We start from the raw sequence: 14,187 nt of genomic DNA, 5'->3' as shown, positions 1-14,187 counted from the left end.
GGTCAGCCCGGCAGCAGGTGGCGGGCCTCGTACAGGGCCTGCCACTGGTCGCCGTGCCGCCTGCGCTCCAGGTACCTGCGGAGCTTGGCCAGGTCCTCCGGGTTGTCCTTGGCGGCCGTGCCGGCCAGGCAGGAGACCAGGTCGGCGGCGGTGCCCGGCTCGCGGCGCAGGAACCAGCCGCGCACCCCGACGGCATGGGCGACCGAGACGGCCTCCGCGGTGCTCATCACCCCCGACAGCCGGTCGGTGGCGTCGCCGCGCGCGGTGTGCCCCTGGCGCAGGTCGCGGAAGGTGGTGACCAGGACCTCCAGCACGTCGCGGCGCGGCGGCGCGGTGACGCCCGAGCGTTCGAGCAGCGCCACCGCCTCCGCCTCCACCAACGCCAGCTCGGTGTCGAAGTCGGCGATCGGGAAGACGGTCTCGAAGTTGAAGCGGCGCCTGAGCGCGGCGCTCATCTCGTTGACGCCGCGGTCACGGGTGTTGGCCGTGGCCAGGATCGTGAACCCCTCCTGGGCGAACACCATCGACTCGGGCCCGCTCAGCTCCGGTACGGCGAGCACCCGGTCCGACAGCGGTGACAGCAGGCAGTCCTGCACCTCCAGCGGGCACCTGGTGATCTCCTCGAAGCGCACCACCTTGCCCTCGGCCATGCCGCGCAGCAGCGGCGCGGGCACCAGCGATCGGGTGGAGGGGCCCTCGGCGACCAGCAGCGCGTAGTTCCAGGAGTATTTGATCTGGTCTTCGGTGGTGGCCGCGCCGCCCTGGACGGTGAGCGTCGAGGTGCCGCTGACGGCCGCGGCGAGCAGCTCGGACAGCAGCGACTTGGCCGTGCCGGGCTCGCCGACCAGCATCAGCCCGCGGTTGGTCGCGAGCGTCACCAGGGACCGGTCGATCAGCGAGGGATCGCCCACGAACTTGCGGCTGATGCCCAGCTTCTCGTCGCCGAGGACGAAACGGCGGGCGGCCCGCAGGCTGAGCGCCCAGCCGGGCGGCCGGTCGTCGGTGTCGTGCTCCCGCAGCCTGGCCAGCTCGCCGGCGTAGCGGATCTCGGCCGGGGGCCGCTGGGCGTGTCCGTTCATCGGGTGATGTCCCTGAGGTCTCGGAGGATCTCGGAGGTGGTGATCGGATCGAGGCCATCGAGCCCCAGCTCGACCAGGGTCTGCTCGTCGGCGAGGTCGAGGTAGCCGATCGAGATGCCCGGATCGAGGCCGATCGTGATGGTCCTGCCGCCGGGCACGTCCCGCTCGATCCAGCCCTGCCAGCCGGCGTCCTGAGGCGCGCCGCGCCGCCAGCCGCGCCGCTCCAGGCCGATCACCGCGCGGGTGGGGATCCTGGCGGCCTCGATCTCGGCCACCAGCGCCGGATCCAGCTCGTACGTCTCCCTGCCCAGCTGCGGGAACGGCTGCAGGATCTCGTAGTCGGCGAACACCTCGGACCAGGCGGCCAGGTCCTCCCCCAGTTCCAGCGGGTGTGCCACGCCTACGAGGGCGTCTTCGGGCAACGTCAGCGTGTCGTCCGCGACGTCGGCGAAGCTGCGGTCCTCGGCCACGCGCAGGGTGCCCATGAGCCGGCCCGACGGGTCGTACAGGCCCCACACCAGCCGCCGGACGATGTGCCGGAGCAGCGGGTGGCCGACGAGCAGCCGGCCGAAGTCGCCGGCGCTCCAGCGACGCCGGTTCACCATGGCCTGCTCCAGGCGGTGGATGGCGTCCCCGGCCACGGAGCGCACGTCCTTCTTCAGCCCGGCGAAGCGCCGGTAGGCGGCGGTCGCGAGCTCCTGATCGTCGTTGGCGCCCGGCTTGGGCAGGTTCTTCAGCCGCTTGCCCGAGGGGTCGGCCACGTACGGCTTGAGCTGCTCGTCGAAGCCCACCACGAACCGCCTGCGGCCGTAGTCGAGGGTCAGGCTGCCGTCGTCGGACAGGCCGAAGTCGGGCACCAGCCGGTCGGCCAGCTCCTGCGGCCTCAGGCCGAGCTCGGCGGCGACCTCGGCCATCTTCTGCTTGGCCCGGTTCTTCAGCCCGCCGAACTTGACCTTCTCGGCGATGCCGTGCAGGTGCATCAGCGCCACCTCCGAGCCGATGGAGGCCAGCAGGTCCAGGCCGGTGACCGCGCGCGCGTGCCCGCCCTCGCCCGGCCAGGTCCTGATCAGCGGGGTCAGCCGCCGTACGGTCTCGTCGTCGCCGAGCAACGCCTGCGCGTCCATCACCCAGCTCTCCTTGGACGGGTAGCCCGCCGCCTGCCAGCACTGGAACAGCGCCCAGGCGAAGTCGGCGAGGCTGCGGCCGTCGCAGGCCTGCCTGACCACGGCGAGACCGGCGTACGGGTCGCCCGGTTTGGAGATCGCCAGCATCGTCATCACGTGGCGGGCCGCCTCGGGGGGCAGCGCGCCCGCGTCGCCGCGCAGGTGGATCGGGGTCGTGATCGCGACCTCCGTCCACTCGGGCAGCACGGGCATCCTGGCGGGCAGCACGTCGAGCGGGTCGGCCACGAGCAGGTCGGCGATGGCGGCCTCGGCGGCGGGCCCGTACCCTGCGGCGGCCTCGGCCACGGTGTCGCGGTGGCCGCCCGCGACCAGCGCCGCCAGCGCCTGCTCGGCCCGGAGCCGGGCCACGCCGGGCTTGCCGAGAGCCGCCGGGACCAGCGCCCTGGCGGCCGCCGCGGGGTGACGGTTCAGCCAGGCCAGCGCGGTGGCACGGACCGACTTCAGCCGGGCCAGCCAGTCGGCCATCAGCACGGCGACCTCCGGCGCCGCGAACGGCAGCAGCGACGCGGCGACCGAGCTGGGGCCGCGCCGGGCGCTGTCGACCACCATGGGCAGCGCCGCCGTCCCGAGCCTGGCCACCACCATCGGCATCCAGTCGCCCGCCCCCCACAGGTCGACAGGGCGCCACTTCCCGATCAGCGGCGCGGCCAGCTCCTCGGGCCCGGCGACGAACAGGGCGACCTCGTCGGACCAGTGGGCGCCCCGGCCCTCGGCGATGGCGCGGGCGATGTCCTGCCAGCTCCGGCGCCAGGACCGGCCCCAGGAATTCTTCGCCCGGGAGGAACGCCAGTTGTCCTGCTCGCCCGGCGCCCACACGAGGGCCGGTCCGTCGGTGCACGCCAGGCCGTCGACCACGACCACCTTGCGCGCCTTGCGCGGGCGGGTCCAGGGCGGGCTGACCAGCACCTCCGGCAGCGCCTCCGGCGCAGCGGCGGCGACGGCGCCGGCGGTCGCGATCCTGTCGAGACGCTCGGCGGCGCCGTCGCCGAGGCTCGCGCGCACCTCGTCCACCAGGTCGGGACGGGCCGCCACATGGGTGCGCAGCAGCAGGTCGACGACCTTGCCGCCGGACTCGGCCAGCATCCGCATCGCGCGGCGGGGGAAGCGGGAGGCCGCGCGCAGGAAGGCCGGCTGGGTGTACTTCTGCTCGACGCGGTCGAGGATCGCCCGCATCGCCGTGTCGTACGGCAGGTCGGCGAGCACGTGCAGCAGCCGCTTGCGGCTGTCCGCGCCGTAGGCGTGGTCCACCCAGACGGCCAGCAGCGGCACGGCCGCCTCGCCCATGCCGTCGACGACCGTGGCCGGCAGGGCGAAGGAGTCCCCCATGTAGGGGCCACGCACGTGGTCCGCGATCAGCTCGGCGTGCTCCGGCGTGCTGATGGCGGCGATCAGGCGGAAGGCGAGAGCCGGGAGGACCTGGCTCACCTCGGCGCAGTCGGCCGCGACCCACCCGGTCTGGGTGGGCGCCAGGTAGGAGGCGGCCACGCGGTGGTGGAGCCCGCCCGCGCGGCTCACCGCCAGCGCCGCGACGACCTCGGCGTACTCGGCGTCGGACGCGGCGGCCAGCACGGCGCGGACCCGGGCGTCGATCTGCTCGCCGGAGGCCCAGCCGTACCACCGGTCGGGGGCCTCGCCGTCGGCCAGCCGGCGGACCATCCAGGTGCCCCCGTCGTGGACGTAGTCCAGCGAGGCCAGCTCGGTCACGGCCACCGCCGCGAACACCGGGCCGCGTTCGGCCAGCCAGGTCTCGGGGAACAGGGACGACACCTCGCGCTCGTTCCATGGCAGGGACGCGGCCACCGCCTTGGCGACCACCGCCGCGCCCAGCGGTGTGCCGGCGGGCTCCCCCGCCAGGTACGCCGCGCCCGCGGCCGCGAGCTCCGGATCCGGGCACTTCGCCACCATGTCGGCCAGCAGCTGCGCGCGGTTGGCCAGCTCGGCGGCCAGCTTCTGCGGCGCGCCCGGGTCCGGCCGCCGCACCGGGGCCTTCGCTCCGCCTCGCCGGGGGTGGAGAGCGCGCAACCAGGCGGGCGGCAACGCCAGCCGGTCCTCGTCCTCGACGCCTCCGGCGGCCGCGGGTGAAGCCGCCTGCGGCGAGGCGGCCGTTTGGTCCTCCGCGTAGCCCTTGCCCATCTTCTCCGCCACCAGCTTGTCGGCGGCGGCAGTGGCGGCGGCGGCCGAGCCGAACGACTTGACCTGCGTCTGACCGGCCGCGCCCAGCCGTCCGTACCGGATGTGCAGCTCCGCGCCGTCCTGGCGCACCTCCCAGAACTTGGCCGAACTTCCGCCGACGAACGTCAGCGTGCGCTCCACGCTCATGCCGATACCTCCACGCCGCATCCCGTCGTCCTCTTGATCGACAGCGGCGAGTATGGCGGGCACGACCGACAAAGTTGCGCGCACCGTCAGCCGGGGCGGTCCTCGGCGGCGGTCTTCGGCAGGCAGCGGCCGAGCGCGCGGCACGGCCTGCCTGTCGCGGCGCGGGCGGGAGCGTGTCCGCGAGGGGTCAGTGGCAGGCCAGCGGGAGCGGTTGGGGACCGCAGGGACGGCCCCGGTTGCCGCCGCCGTCGATCGCTCCTGAGGGCGGCGTGATCCAGACGAAGTAGCCGGCGTTGTGCTTGCCCACGTTCCCCGTCAGGGTGATCGGGGAGCTTCTCCGGCCGATGTGGATGGCGCCACGTACGGGAAGGCCCGCCTCGTCGGTGAGCCCGCTGGGATCGTGGCCGTTTCCCTTGAACACGTTGTCGATGAACGACGACGTGGTGGAGTCCCTGACGTAGATGCCGGCGGTGCGGTTGCCGATGAACCGGTTGCGGGCGATGGTGGCGTCCATCAGGTAACCGTACACGCCGATGGAGTTGTTCTTGAACGTGTTGTCCTCCACGAGCGTGTCCGGCGCCCAGCCGGCCCGTACCGCGATGTCGGCGTTCTTGAAGACGTTGTCGCGCAGCACGACGTTCCAGCTGTTGTTGTCCGCGCTGATCGGGGCGTTGTCGAAGACGTTGCCGGTGACGAGTCCGGCGTTGTTCTCGTTGAAGGACAGGCTGCCCGAGATCACTCTGCTCGACGTGAGCGTCGTGTAGGTGCTGCGGGCCGAGACGCGGTGCAGAGTGCAGCCGTCGATGGTCAGGCGGATCTGGCGGGCGTCCACGGCGTCCACGTCGCATCGGCGGGGGGAACCGCTGATCGAGAGCTCAGGCCAGGCGCCGCCGCGCAGCTTCACGGGGCCGCCGGTGATCGTCATGTCGCGAAGGGCGACAGTGATGTGGGGGGTGAGGGCGTCGTCGCCGACGCTGGTGGCGAACCCTTCGATCCGGCCGTCGCGTATGACGGTTCCGGTCCAGGCGGTCCCCTGGGAGCTGACCTGGACGCCGGTGCCGATGCCCGCGCCCTGGAGGGTGTGCCCGGCCAGGTCGATGGTCACGTCGTCGGCGCCGACGATCAGCGCGTCACCGGGGCACCTCAGATCCCCGGTCAGGGTGACGCTCGCTGTCAGGACGCTCCCGCAGGTGACGGGGGCGCCTGCGGAGGCAGCGGCGGCCCGGCCGAGCCCGACGGTCGCGGTCAGCAGCAGGACGGAGCAGCCGGCCCGAACGAGCCGACGCGTCGTCGTGGAACGCCTGGGTCGGTGACCCGTGCGGACGAACCGTTCATCGCGCATGTGCCCTCCATCGCCGATCGACGAGATGCCTGCGTTCTCCTTTCGCTGGAACGGCGCGGTCATTACCGCTGTGGCCGCAACAGGACACAAGGCAGTTGCCCCAGCAGGCCGAGCACGGTGGGCGGCCACTCCAGCCCGCGATCACCGAGGACGACGGGCAGCGATGCTCAGTGGCGCGGCAGACCGAGGACATCGTCGCCGGCCCCGTTGCCGGAGGTGCGGAGGAGTGGCACCGGGTCGGTGGCGAAGCGGGCGGCGCGAGGCTCGCGTTCGTCCCCGAACCGGTGGGTGAGGATGCCGTAGAGTTCCGGGCGTCGTCCCTGGAGCCATCGGCGGCCGGTCGAGAGCGGCAGCAGGGTGAGGTCGAGGTCGGCGGTCACCATGTCGTCACCGGCCGCCCAGGTCTCGCCGAGGATGCGGCCGTAGGGGTCGATGATCATGGCGTTGCCGGTGCGGATCTCGTCGTCGTCCTCGCCGATGCCGTTGCTGAACAGGACGAACAGCCCGTTGTCATGAGCCCGGGCGGGCAACCAGCGCATCAGCCACTGGCGTCCGCTGGGGCCGCGCAGCTCGGCCTCGATCGCCTCCGGGGCGCTGTGCCGGTTCCGCCAGAGCTCCACGGGGATCGGGCGCATCCCGTGGGGGCTGCGCGAGGCGGTGCCGCCGGTCTGGTGGGGCGCCACCAGGATCGAGGCGCCCATCAGCGCGGTGGCGCGGACGTTCTCGACCAGGTTGTTGTCCCAGCAGATGAGGATGCCCATGCGGACGCCCCACGGGGTGTCGAAGACGGTGTAGGCGTCGCCGCTGCTGATCGCCGGGTGCTCGAAGGCGTGCAGCTTGCGATGACGGTGGACGGATCCGTCCGGGAGGCAGAGGGCATAGCTGTTGAACAGCCGCCCGTCCGTGTCGCTCTCCAGGAAGCCGACTCCCACGGCGACGCCGTGCCCGGCCGCCAGCGCGCGGACCGCCGTGACGGACGGACCGTCCACCGGCTCGGCGAGCTCCCGCAGCCGCTCGGGGGTCTGGCGGCGGAGATGCCAGTACCCCAGCAGGCACATCTCCGGGAAGGCGATGACCTGCACGCCGTCCGCGCTCGCCACGCGCACGTGGTGCTCGACCTGGGCCAGGTTGTAGGTCTTGTCATCGGGACGATGCTCGAACTGCACGGTCGCGCACCGCAACGTCGGCGTGGGGGTCTCGGCCGCCTCGTCGTTTTCTGCCATCTCGAACCTCCGGATCCGCGGGGTGGCTCACCAGCAGACCGCATGCGCGTCCCATTCGTCCAATGAATCTTTTTCGCTGTTCGATAGACTTGCGGAATGGATCTGGTTCTGCTTCGCGCCTTCCTCACGGTCGCCGAGCACGGTCACTACGGCCGCGCCGCGCGAACGCTGAACGTCACCCAGCCGACGCTCACGAAACAGATCCAGTCGCTGGAGGCGCAGGTGGGAGGCCGGCTGTTCGACCGCGGCCGGCACGGCGCCGTGCTGACCGACCTGGGCGCCGTCCTGCTCCCGGACGCGCAGGCTCTCCTGCGGCGGGCGGACGCGCTCACCCGGCGGATGGCGAGAATGGCCACCGGCGAGATCGGAAGGCTGTCGGTCGGCTTCGGGCTGTCGAGCATCGACCTGGCCCCTCGGATCGTCGCCGCCTTCCGGCGGCGCCACCCCGACGCGCACGTCACTTTGGACGACATGTCGTCACAGGCCCAGCTTGACCGGATCGACGCGGGCGACCTCGACGTCGGTTTCGTCCGGCTGCCGCTCGACGGCGGATGGGGACGACTGCCGCTGGCCGGCGACCGCCTCGCCCTCGCCTGGGCCGACCATGACGACCGGCCCCCGCACGACGTCGGAGATCTCGCGAGATGGGCGGCCCGCCACGACTTCCTCCAGCTGGCGCAGGAGAGAGGGCCCGGACTGGTACGGCAGATCAACCACCTGTGCACCGTCGTCGCGGTCCGCCCTGCCGTCGTCCAGGAGGCTCAGGACCTGCAGACCGTGCTCGCGCTGGTGGCGGCCGGCGCGGGGGTCGCCTTCGTGCCGGCCAGCGCCCGCCGAATCGCGCCGTCCTCGGTCACGATCACGCCGATTCGCCATCCGGCGGCCGAATGGCAGATTGCCGTGGTGTGGAAGGACGGGCGGTCCGGCCCGTTGACGACCGGTTTCCTCGACCTCGTACGAGAACACGGTCTTCTCGAAGCCGGCGGCTCCTGAGCCGGCGCCTCAGTCGCGGCGCGTCCCCGCCGGTCACCCGCCTCGAATTCAGGAGATGGTGAGCGTGCCGTCCGGATTACGGGCGCACGTGACGATCGCGCGGGGCGTCGCGGCGAGGGCGCCGGTCAGGCACTGGCCGAGGACCGTGTGGCCCGCGGCGTTGGGGTGCCACGACTCCTGACAGGTCTGGAAGTAGGTGACGCAGGTGTTCGCCGCCCGCTGGATACCGATCTTGTCCCAGCCGGACAGGCTGGTGATGAACGTGCCGGACGGCCCGTCCTGCACCCGGACCGGCGTCGCGAGCGCACCGGCCGGGCTGCCGGGGTTCTCGCAGAGCCTGGCCCCGTCGAAGGCCCTCTGGACGTCCAGGACGCGCAGGTCGGCCGCCGGGCGTTCGGCTGCCAGTGTGGTGAACGCGTTCTTGACCAGTGAGCCGAGGTTCTGGGAGAACACGTGCCCGGGGGCGAGGCTGGCGCGGTGGATCGGGCACCCGGCGGCGTAGCGCTCGGCGCCGAGGGCGCGGAACTTGTCGCGGGTGTCGGTGCGGCCGTCCTCGTCGTAGTACTGCGGGGCGACGTCGGGCGGCAGCGGGTTGGTGTAGGTCTGCAGAATCACCTGGTGGACGCCGTCGGCGTCGATCTGGTCGAGGGTGTCCAGGATCTGGCGCAGGGCCGCGGTGGTCTCGGCGGTGGCGGCGGCGACCTCGGTGTCGGTGGCCAGGTCGGAGGCGGTGCAGGGCCGCTGCGGCACCTCGCCCTTCAGGTAGGCCCAGAACTCCCACCAGCCCGTCCAGGCGTCGGCGATGAAGCGGTTGGCGCACAGCGTGGCCACGTCGCCGAAGGTGAACTGGGTGTTGTTGCTGCCGAGGCCGACGAGGACGACGTCGATGTCGTGCGTCCGGGCGACGGCGCGCAGCTGGTCGAGTTGCGAGGCGACGGTGCGGCCCTCGGCCCGGGCGCTGGAGGGCGCGGCGATGTCGGCGGGCTGGGCGCCCGAGCACGCGAGGTTGAAACGTTGCTGGATGCCCGGGAGCGACGCCGCGAACACCGAGGCGTTCGCCGACCGGTGACAGAAGTAGGCGTTGCTGTTGGCCGCCGACCAGCCGGGGAAGGCCTGTGCCGTGCCGGAGGCGTCGACGACGGGCTGGTAGTTCCCCGCGCCCTCGCCGCTGATGAAGCTGTCGCCGAGCGCGACGGCGGCGGTGGGCAGAGCCGCCTGCGCCGGTCCGCTCTGCACGGTCTGGATGCCGGCCGCGCTCACCAGGAGCATGACAACCGCGGCCGCACTCTGGAGGAGCCTCATGACCACCTCATTTCATACTAATTAAGTACGAAATACGCCTGTGTGGATCACAACATGCGGCGCCAACAGCGTCAACATGCCGAGGCGAGGGATGGCGGGCAGGCCGTCGCGCACGCTTACCTGAGACGTAATTGTCGCCCTTACCTCTGACTGAAAAACTCAGGACATCGCACGACATAAGGAGTCATGAGATGTTCTTCCAGACCACGGACGGCACCCGCCTCGCCTACGAGGACTACGGCCAGGGCAAGCCCATCGTCTTCGTCGCCAGCGTGATGCTCTCGGCGGACATGTGGGAGTACCAGATCCCGTACTTCGTCGAGCGCGGTTACCGGTGCGTCGCCCTCGACCGGCGGGCCCACGGCCGCTCGGACCGTCCCTCGACGGGCTACGACCTGGACACCGGCGCCGACGACCTGGCCGAGCTGATCGAGCTGCTCGACCTGCGTGACATCACCCTGGTCGGTCACTCGATGGGCGGCGCCGAGGTCGCCCGGTACCTGGCTCGTCACGGCGACGAGCGCGTCGCGCGGGTGGCGTTCGTCTCGGCGATGCTGCCGTTCCTGCTGCAGACCGACGACAACCCCGAGGGAGTGCCGGGCGCCGTGCTGGAGGCCTCGATGGCGGCCCTGGACGCCGACCGTCCCAAGTGGCTGGCCCAGCGGGCGCAGGCGTTCTTCGCCACGCACCTGGGCAACGAGATCTCCCCCGCACAGGTGGAATTCACGCTGCGGCAGTGCCTTGAGGTCTCGCCGTGGGCGATCCGCCAGTACCAGCGGGCCGCCATGACCTTCGACCACCGGGCCTCGCTGGCCGAGATCGCCGTGCCCGCGCTGGTCGTGCACGGGGCCGCCGACGCCTCCATACCGGTGGCCGTCAGCGGGCGGCGCACCGCCAAGCTGGTTCCCGGGGCGACGTACCTGGAGTACCCGACCGGCGGGCACGGCCTGTTCGTCACCCACCGCGACCGCTTCAACGACGACCTGCACACCTTCATCAAGTCCACCTGACGACGACCGCGGTCATGACCGCCATGGATCGGTGATCACTCGACCACCCGGCCTGTCGCCTTCTTGCCGTCCATGCGTGCGGCCAGGCAGTAGACGGTCCTGTGACGAGGCCAGTCCTCCGGGGCCGGCCCGACCCACGCCATCCCGGTGTCATCCCTTTTCGACTTCTTGATGCGCATTCTGGGAAGGCAGCCGTTCTGCGCCAGCCGCGTCATGTCCGCATCCGGGTACGGCCCCTGCGGGAGGACAGCATCAGAGCGCTCCGGAGGCTCTGCTGACGTCTCGGCGTCGCCGGTATATTGGGCGGATGCTGATCAGGGAAGCCACCGTGGACGACTGGTCGGCCATCTGGCCGTTCTTCCGCGAGATCGTCGCCGCCGGTGAGACCTTCACCTATCCGCTCGATCTCGGTCAGGAGGAGGGGCGCGGCTGGTGGCTGCTGCCCGCCCCGAACCGTACGGTCGTCGCGGTCGACGACGACGGGACGATCCTCGGCACCGCGAAGATGAACAACAACCAGATGGGCAACGGCTCGCACGTCGCGAGCGCCAGCTACATGGTCGATCCAGCCCATTCCGGGCGTGGTGTGGGCCGCGCGCTGTGCGAGTACACGATCGAGTGGGCCCGCACCTCGGGTTTCCGCTCGATGCAGTTCAACGCGGTCGTGGAGACCAACGAGACGGCGGTGCGGTTGTACCGGAAGCTCGGATTCGAGGTGCTCTGCACCGTGCCGGAGGGCTTCCGGAGCCCGGCGAAGGGCTACGTCGGACTGCACATCATGTACCGCGCCCTTTGACGACCTCCCGGAAGGCGCACCGCGCGCCGGACCCGGCGCCCATGGTGGAGGCCACGGACGCCGGGCTGCTTCTGTCCTACCGGGTCGCTCCGGCCACCCACTTGGGGGCGCCGTACTGGTAGGCGCCGAGGCTCGGGAGCGGGTCCGTCGAGCCGTCGTTGACGCCGGGCAGCGGGATCGCCTGGTTGCGCGCCGGGGACGCCTCCGACAACCGGTAGTCGCGCCCGGCCGGGTCGACGAACAGCGGGTCGACGTCGGCCGGCAGGTTGTTGGACAGCACCATCCCGCCGTTCGTGGCGCCGTCGAGGCCGCGGATCGGGCCGATGTTGTTGTAGACCTTGGTGCCGGTCGAGTTGCCGGGCTCCTTGACGTAGAACATCGTCATGCCGCCGGTGTTGTTGTAGACGCCGTTGTTGTGCGAGCCGCCGCCGAGGCCGTTGAGCATGACGGTCCCCTCGGGGTTGCCCCAGCCCACGTTGGCGGCGATGGTGATGTTGCTCTGCCCGTTGTCGGCGTAGACGCCGGTGACCCCGAACTTGGTGGCGCCCCACCTCGGCGCCGGATCGTGCAGCACGTTGTGGTCGATCGAGGTCCCCAGCATGTCGGAGCCGCAGCAGGTGTAGACCGCGGCCACGTCCAGGCTCAGCCGGGCGTACTGGGAGATGTCGTTGTAGGCGATGCGGTCCGGCCCCGGCGTGCCGCCGGCGGCGTTGTCCCACTGCAGGTTCACGCCGCTGCGGCCGACCCGGTAGATGGTGTTGTGCGTGACCGTCTGGCTGTTGCCCTGCACGGCGACGCCGGCCGCGTAGGTGCCCAGGTAGTCCACGTCGTGGATGACGTTGTTCGTCGCGGTGTTCCGCATGCCGCGCAGCGCGATGCCGTTGCCGGCGCTGAGTGACAGGTCGCTGTTGACGACCTTGTTGTCCGTGCCGTTGAGCACGATGCCGGTGTCGGCGACGCCCCGGGTGACGGTGGAGCCGCAGTCGGCGGCGCCGCGGGTGATGTCGGTGTAGTGCGACAGGTACGTGCCGGTGATCCCGTCGATCACGACGTGGCTGCTGCCGGGCCCGGTCTCGACGGTGGAGGCGAACAGGCCGACGCCGGCGATCGTCGTGTGGCTCGCGTTCCGCAGGTCGAAGGCCAGCGTGCGGGCCTTGGCCTCGATCACGTGCCGGTCGGGGTCGTCCTCGCTGTACAGGTAGAGCCGTTTGCCGGCCGGGTCGTAGAACCAGGTGCCGGGGTGGGCGAGTTCGCCGATCTTGCCGGTGAGCGCGTACCGGGTGTCCTTCGGGATCACCTTGTGGACGCACGGCGGCGCCACGTCGAGCACGACCGAGCCCACGTCGGAGCTCTTGATCGTGGAGGTCGCGGTGATGTACCAGTAGTTCGTCGTCACGCGGGCGCCGTTCCAGTAGCCGGCCGGGCGGGTCAGCGCGTCGTCGGCGACGGTGGCCTCCGCGCTGCCCGGCCCGGCGTACCGCACCGCGGGTTCGAGCAGGTCGAGGCCGGGGTAGGGCCACTGGGCCTCGACGTTCATCCGCTTGTCGGTGAAGGTCTGCACGGTCGTGACGTCGGGTCCGAGGTCGGCGCGGGCGCTGTAGACGTGACCGTCGCGCACGGCCTGGGCGAAGGGCGAGCCCGGCGCGTACGGGTCCGACTGCGCGATGCGGGCCACGTCCTGGCCGGTGACCGGGGACCAGCCCCTGATCCGCTTGGCGCCGCTCACCGTCACGCGCGCGCCGGGGGCCGCCCGGTAGGTGATGGGCAGTCCGGCGGCGCCCGACCGGGCGGGCACGACGGTCTCCTCGTACGTGCCCGAGTGGATCAGGCAGGTGTCGCCGGGCGTCATGACGTCGGCGCACCGCTGGATGTGGCGGTAGGCCGTCGCGGCCGACCGGCCGCCGGCCGAGTCCCTGCCCCACGGCGCGACGTGGTAGGTGGTGCCGCCCGCGCTCGCGCCCTGCTCGGCCGCCGCCGGGACGGCCGGGAGGGCTGCCAGCACCGTCGCGATCACCATGGCCGCGAGCGGCCGCCGATTGCGTAAGAACGTCATGGTCCTTCTTTCCGTGACGGGCCGTTCAGCCCTTGACCGCGCCGACCGTGAGGCCGCTGATGATGTGGCGCTGCATGTAGACGAAGAAGATGACGACCGGTGCCACCGCCAGCAGCAGGTTGGGGAACACCCGCGTCAGGTCGGTCGAGTACTGGCTGATCCCGGCGTAGATGGCGGTCGTCACCGTGTACCGGCCGGAGCCGGGGCTGAGCAGGATCTGCGGGCTGACGAAGTCGTTCCAGATCCCGATCGAGTTGAGGATCAGCACGGTGACCACCGCGGGCCGCATCAGCGGGAAGATGATCGTCCAGAACGTGCGCAGCCGCCCCGCGCCGTCGATCATCGCCGCCTGGTCGATGGCGGCCGGGATGGTACGGATGAAGCCGACGAACAGGAAGATGCTCACCGGAAGGGTCGAGGCCACGTCGTGGGCCACGAGGCCGGCCACGGTGTTGGCCAGGCCGACCGAGCGCAGCACGTAGATCACCGGGATCACCAGCGCGGCGCCCGGGATGAAGGTGCCCGCGAGGAAGTACAGCAGCAGCAGCTGGGAGCGGCGGCTGAGGCTGCGCGCGATCGCGTACGCCGCGGGGCCGGCCAGCAGGATGCACAGGACGTCCACGACGACGACGAGGAACAGCGTGAAGCCGTAGCTGCGGATCACGTTGTACTGGGGGCTGTCGACGGCGTTGGCGAGGTAGTCGAAGGTGAGGTCGCCGAACGGGAGCGAGAAGGGGTTGCCGAGGATGTCGTCCTGGGACTTGAAGCTGTTGACCACGAGCAGGTAGACCGGCACGGTCATGGCCACCAGGAGCAGCGCCAGCATGACCGGGCGCACGAAGGAGCGGCGCCTGCCGTGGCCGGCTTGCGTTTGTTCGATCATCAC

Annotated in this window: 11 protein-coding genes; 3 read left to right on the top strand and 8 right to left on the bottom strand. The window is 71.4% G+C overall.

The features are described from left to right. Positions 1 to 2: 2 nt before the first annotated feature. The 4 genes from AB0C33_RS35205 to AB0C33_RS35190 form a co-directional block, all read right to left on the bottom strand. Complete coding sequence (locus AB0C33_RS35205) at positions 3 to 1,079, bottom strand: AAA family ATPase (protein ID WP_358295318.1); 1,077 nt, start codon at positions 1,077 to 1,079, stop codon at positions 3 to 5. Further along, positions 1,076 to 4,582, bottom strand: coding sequence for a DUF4132 domain-containing protein (locus AB0C33_RS35200; RefSeq protein ID WP_358295315.1), 3,507 nt, complete (start codon positions 4,580 to 4,582; stop codon positions 1,076 to 1,078). Before AB0C33_RS35200 ends, AB0C33_RS35205 begins: the two co-directional genes overlap by 4 nt. A gap of 187 nt (positions 4,583 to 4,769) precedes the next feature. Continuing rightward, positions 4,770 to 5,924, bottom strand: a complete 1,155-nt coding sequence (locus tag AB0C33_RS35195; protein ID WP_358295313.1) for a right-handed parallel beta-helix repeat-containing protein — start codon at positions 5,922 to 5,924, stop codon at positions 4,770 to 4,772. Positions 5,925 to 6,091: 167 nt separating this feature from the next. After that, positions 6,092 to 7,147, bottom strand: coding sequence for a nitrilase family protein (locus AB0C33_RS35190; RefSeq protein ID WP_358295310.1), 1,056 nt, complete (start codon positions 7,145 to 7,147; stop codon positions 6,092 to 6,094). A gap of 96 nt (positions 7,148 to 7,243) precedes the next feature. On the opposite strand from AB0C33_RS35190, the gene AB0C33_RS35185 reads away from it, so the two are divergent. Next, positions 7,244 to 8,140, top strand: a complete 897-nt coding sequence (locus AB0C33_RS35185; protein WP_358295307.1) for a LysR family transcriptional regulator — start codon at positions 7,244 to 7,246, stop codon at positions 8,138 to 8,140. A 48-nt stretch (positions 8,141 to 8,188) separates the two neighbouring features. On the opposite strand, the gene AB0C33_RS35180 is transcribed toward AB0C33_RS35185, so the two are convergent. Beyond that, complete coding sequence (locus AB0C33_RS35180; RefSeq protein ID WP_358295304.1) at positions 8,189 to 9,442, bottom strand: hypothetical protein; 1,254 nt, start codon at positions 9,440 to 9,442, stop codon at positions 8,189 to 8,191. Positions 9,443 to 9,633: 191 nt separating this feature from the next. Here AB0C33_RS35180 and AB0C33_RS35175 point away from each other — a divergent pair, with 191 nt between their 5' ends. Continuing rightward, the gene (locus tag AB0C33_RS35175) at positions 9,634 to 10,452 is read left to right on the top strand and encodes an alpha/beta hydrolase (protein ID WP_358295301.1); all 819 of its coding nucleotides are present in this window, start codon (positions 9,634 to 9,636) and stop codon (positions 10,450 to 10,452) included. 35 nt (positions 10,453 to 10,487) lie between these two features. Here AB0C33_RS35175 and AB0C33_RS35170 read toward each other — a convergent pair whose 3' ends face one another. Then, positions 10,488 to 10,667 (bottom strand): hypothetical protein, encoded by a 180-nt coding sequence (locus AB0C33_RS35170; protein WP_358295299.1) that lies wholly within the window; start codon positions 10,665 to 10,667, stop codon positions 10,488 to 10,490. 92 nt (positions 10,668 to 10,759) lie between these two features. On the opposite strand from AB0C33_RS35170, the gene AB0C33_RS35165 reads away from it, so the two are divergent. Further along, the gene (locus tag AB0C33_RS35165) at positions 10,760 to 11,248 is read left to right on the top strand and encodes a GNAT family N-acetyltransferase (RefSeq protein WP_358295296.1); all 489 of its coding nucleotides are present in this window, start codon (positions 10,760 to 10,762) and stop codon (positions 11,246 to 11,248) included. Between the two features lie 76 nt (positions 11,249 to 11,324). Here AB0C33_RS35165 and AB0C33_RS35160 read toward each other — a convergent pair whose 3' ends face one another. Next, positions 11,325 to 13,301, bottom strand: coding sequence for a right-handed parallel beta-helix repeat-containing protein (locus AB0C33_RS35160; RefSeq protein WP_358295294.1), 1,977 nt, complete (start codon positions 13,299 to 13,301; stop codon positions 11,325 to 11,327). A gap of 25 nt (positions 13,302 to 13,326) precedes the next feature. After that, a complete protein-coding gene (locus AB0C33_RS35155; protein ID WP_358295272.1) occupies positions 13,327 to 14,184 on the bottom strand; it encodes a carbohydrate ABC transporter permease in 858 nt (285 codons plus the stop codon). Between the last annotated feature and the right edge of the window lie 3 nt (positions 14,185 to 14,187).

It is taken from the genome of Nonomuraea sp. NPDC048881, assembly GCF_040649795.1.
Taxonomy (GTDB): domain Bacteria; phylum Actinomycetota; class Actinomycetes; order Streptosporangiales; family Streptosporangiaceae; genus Nonomuraea.
The sequence above is the reverse complement of the archived record's forward strand: the minus strand, read 5'-3'. Positions and strand labels throughout refer to the sequence as shown.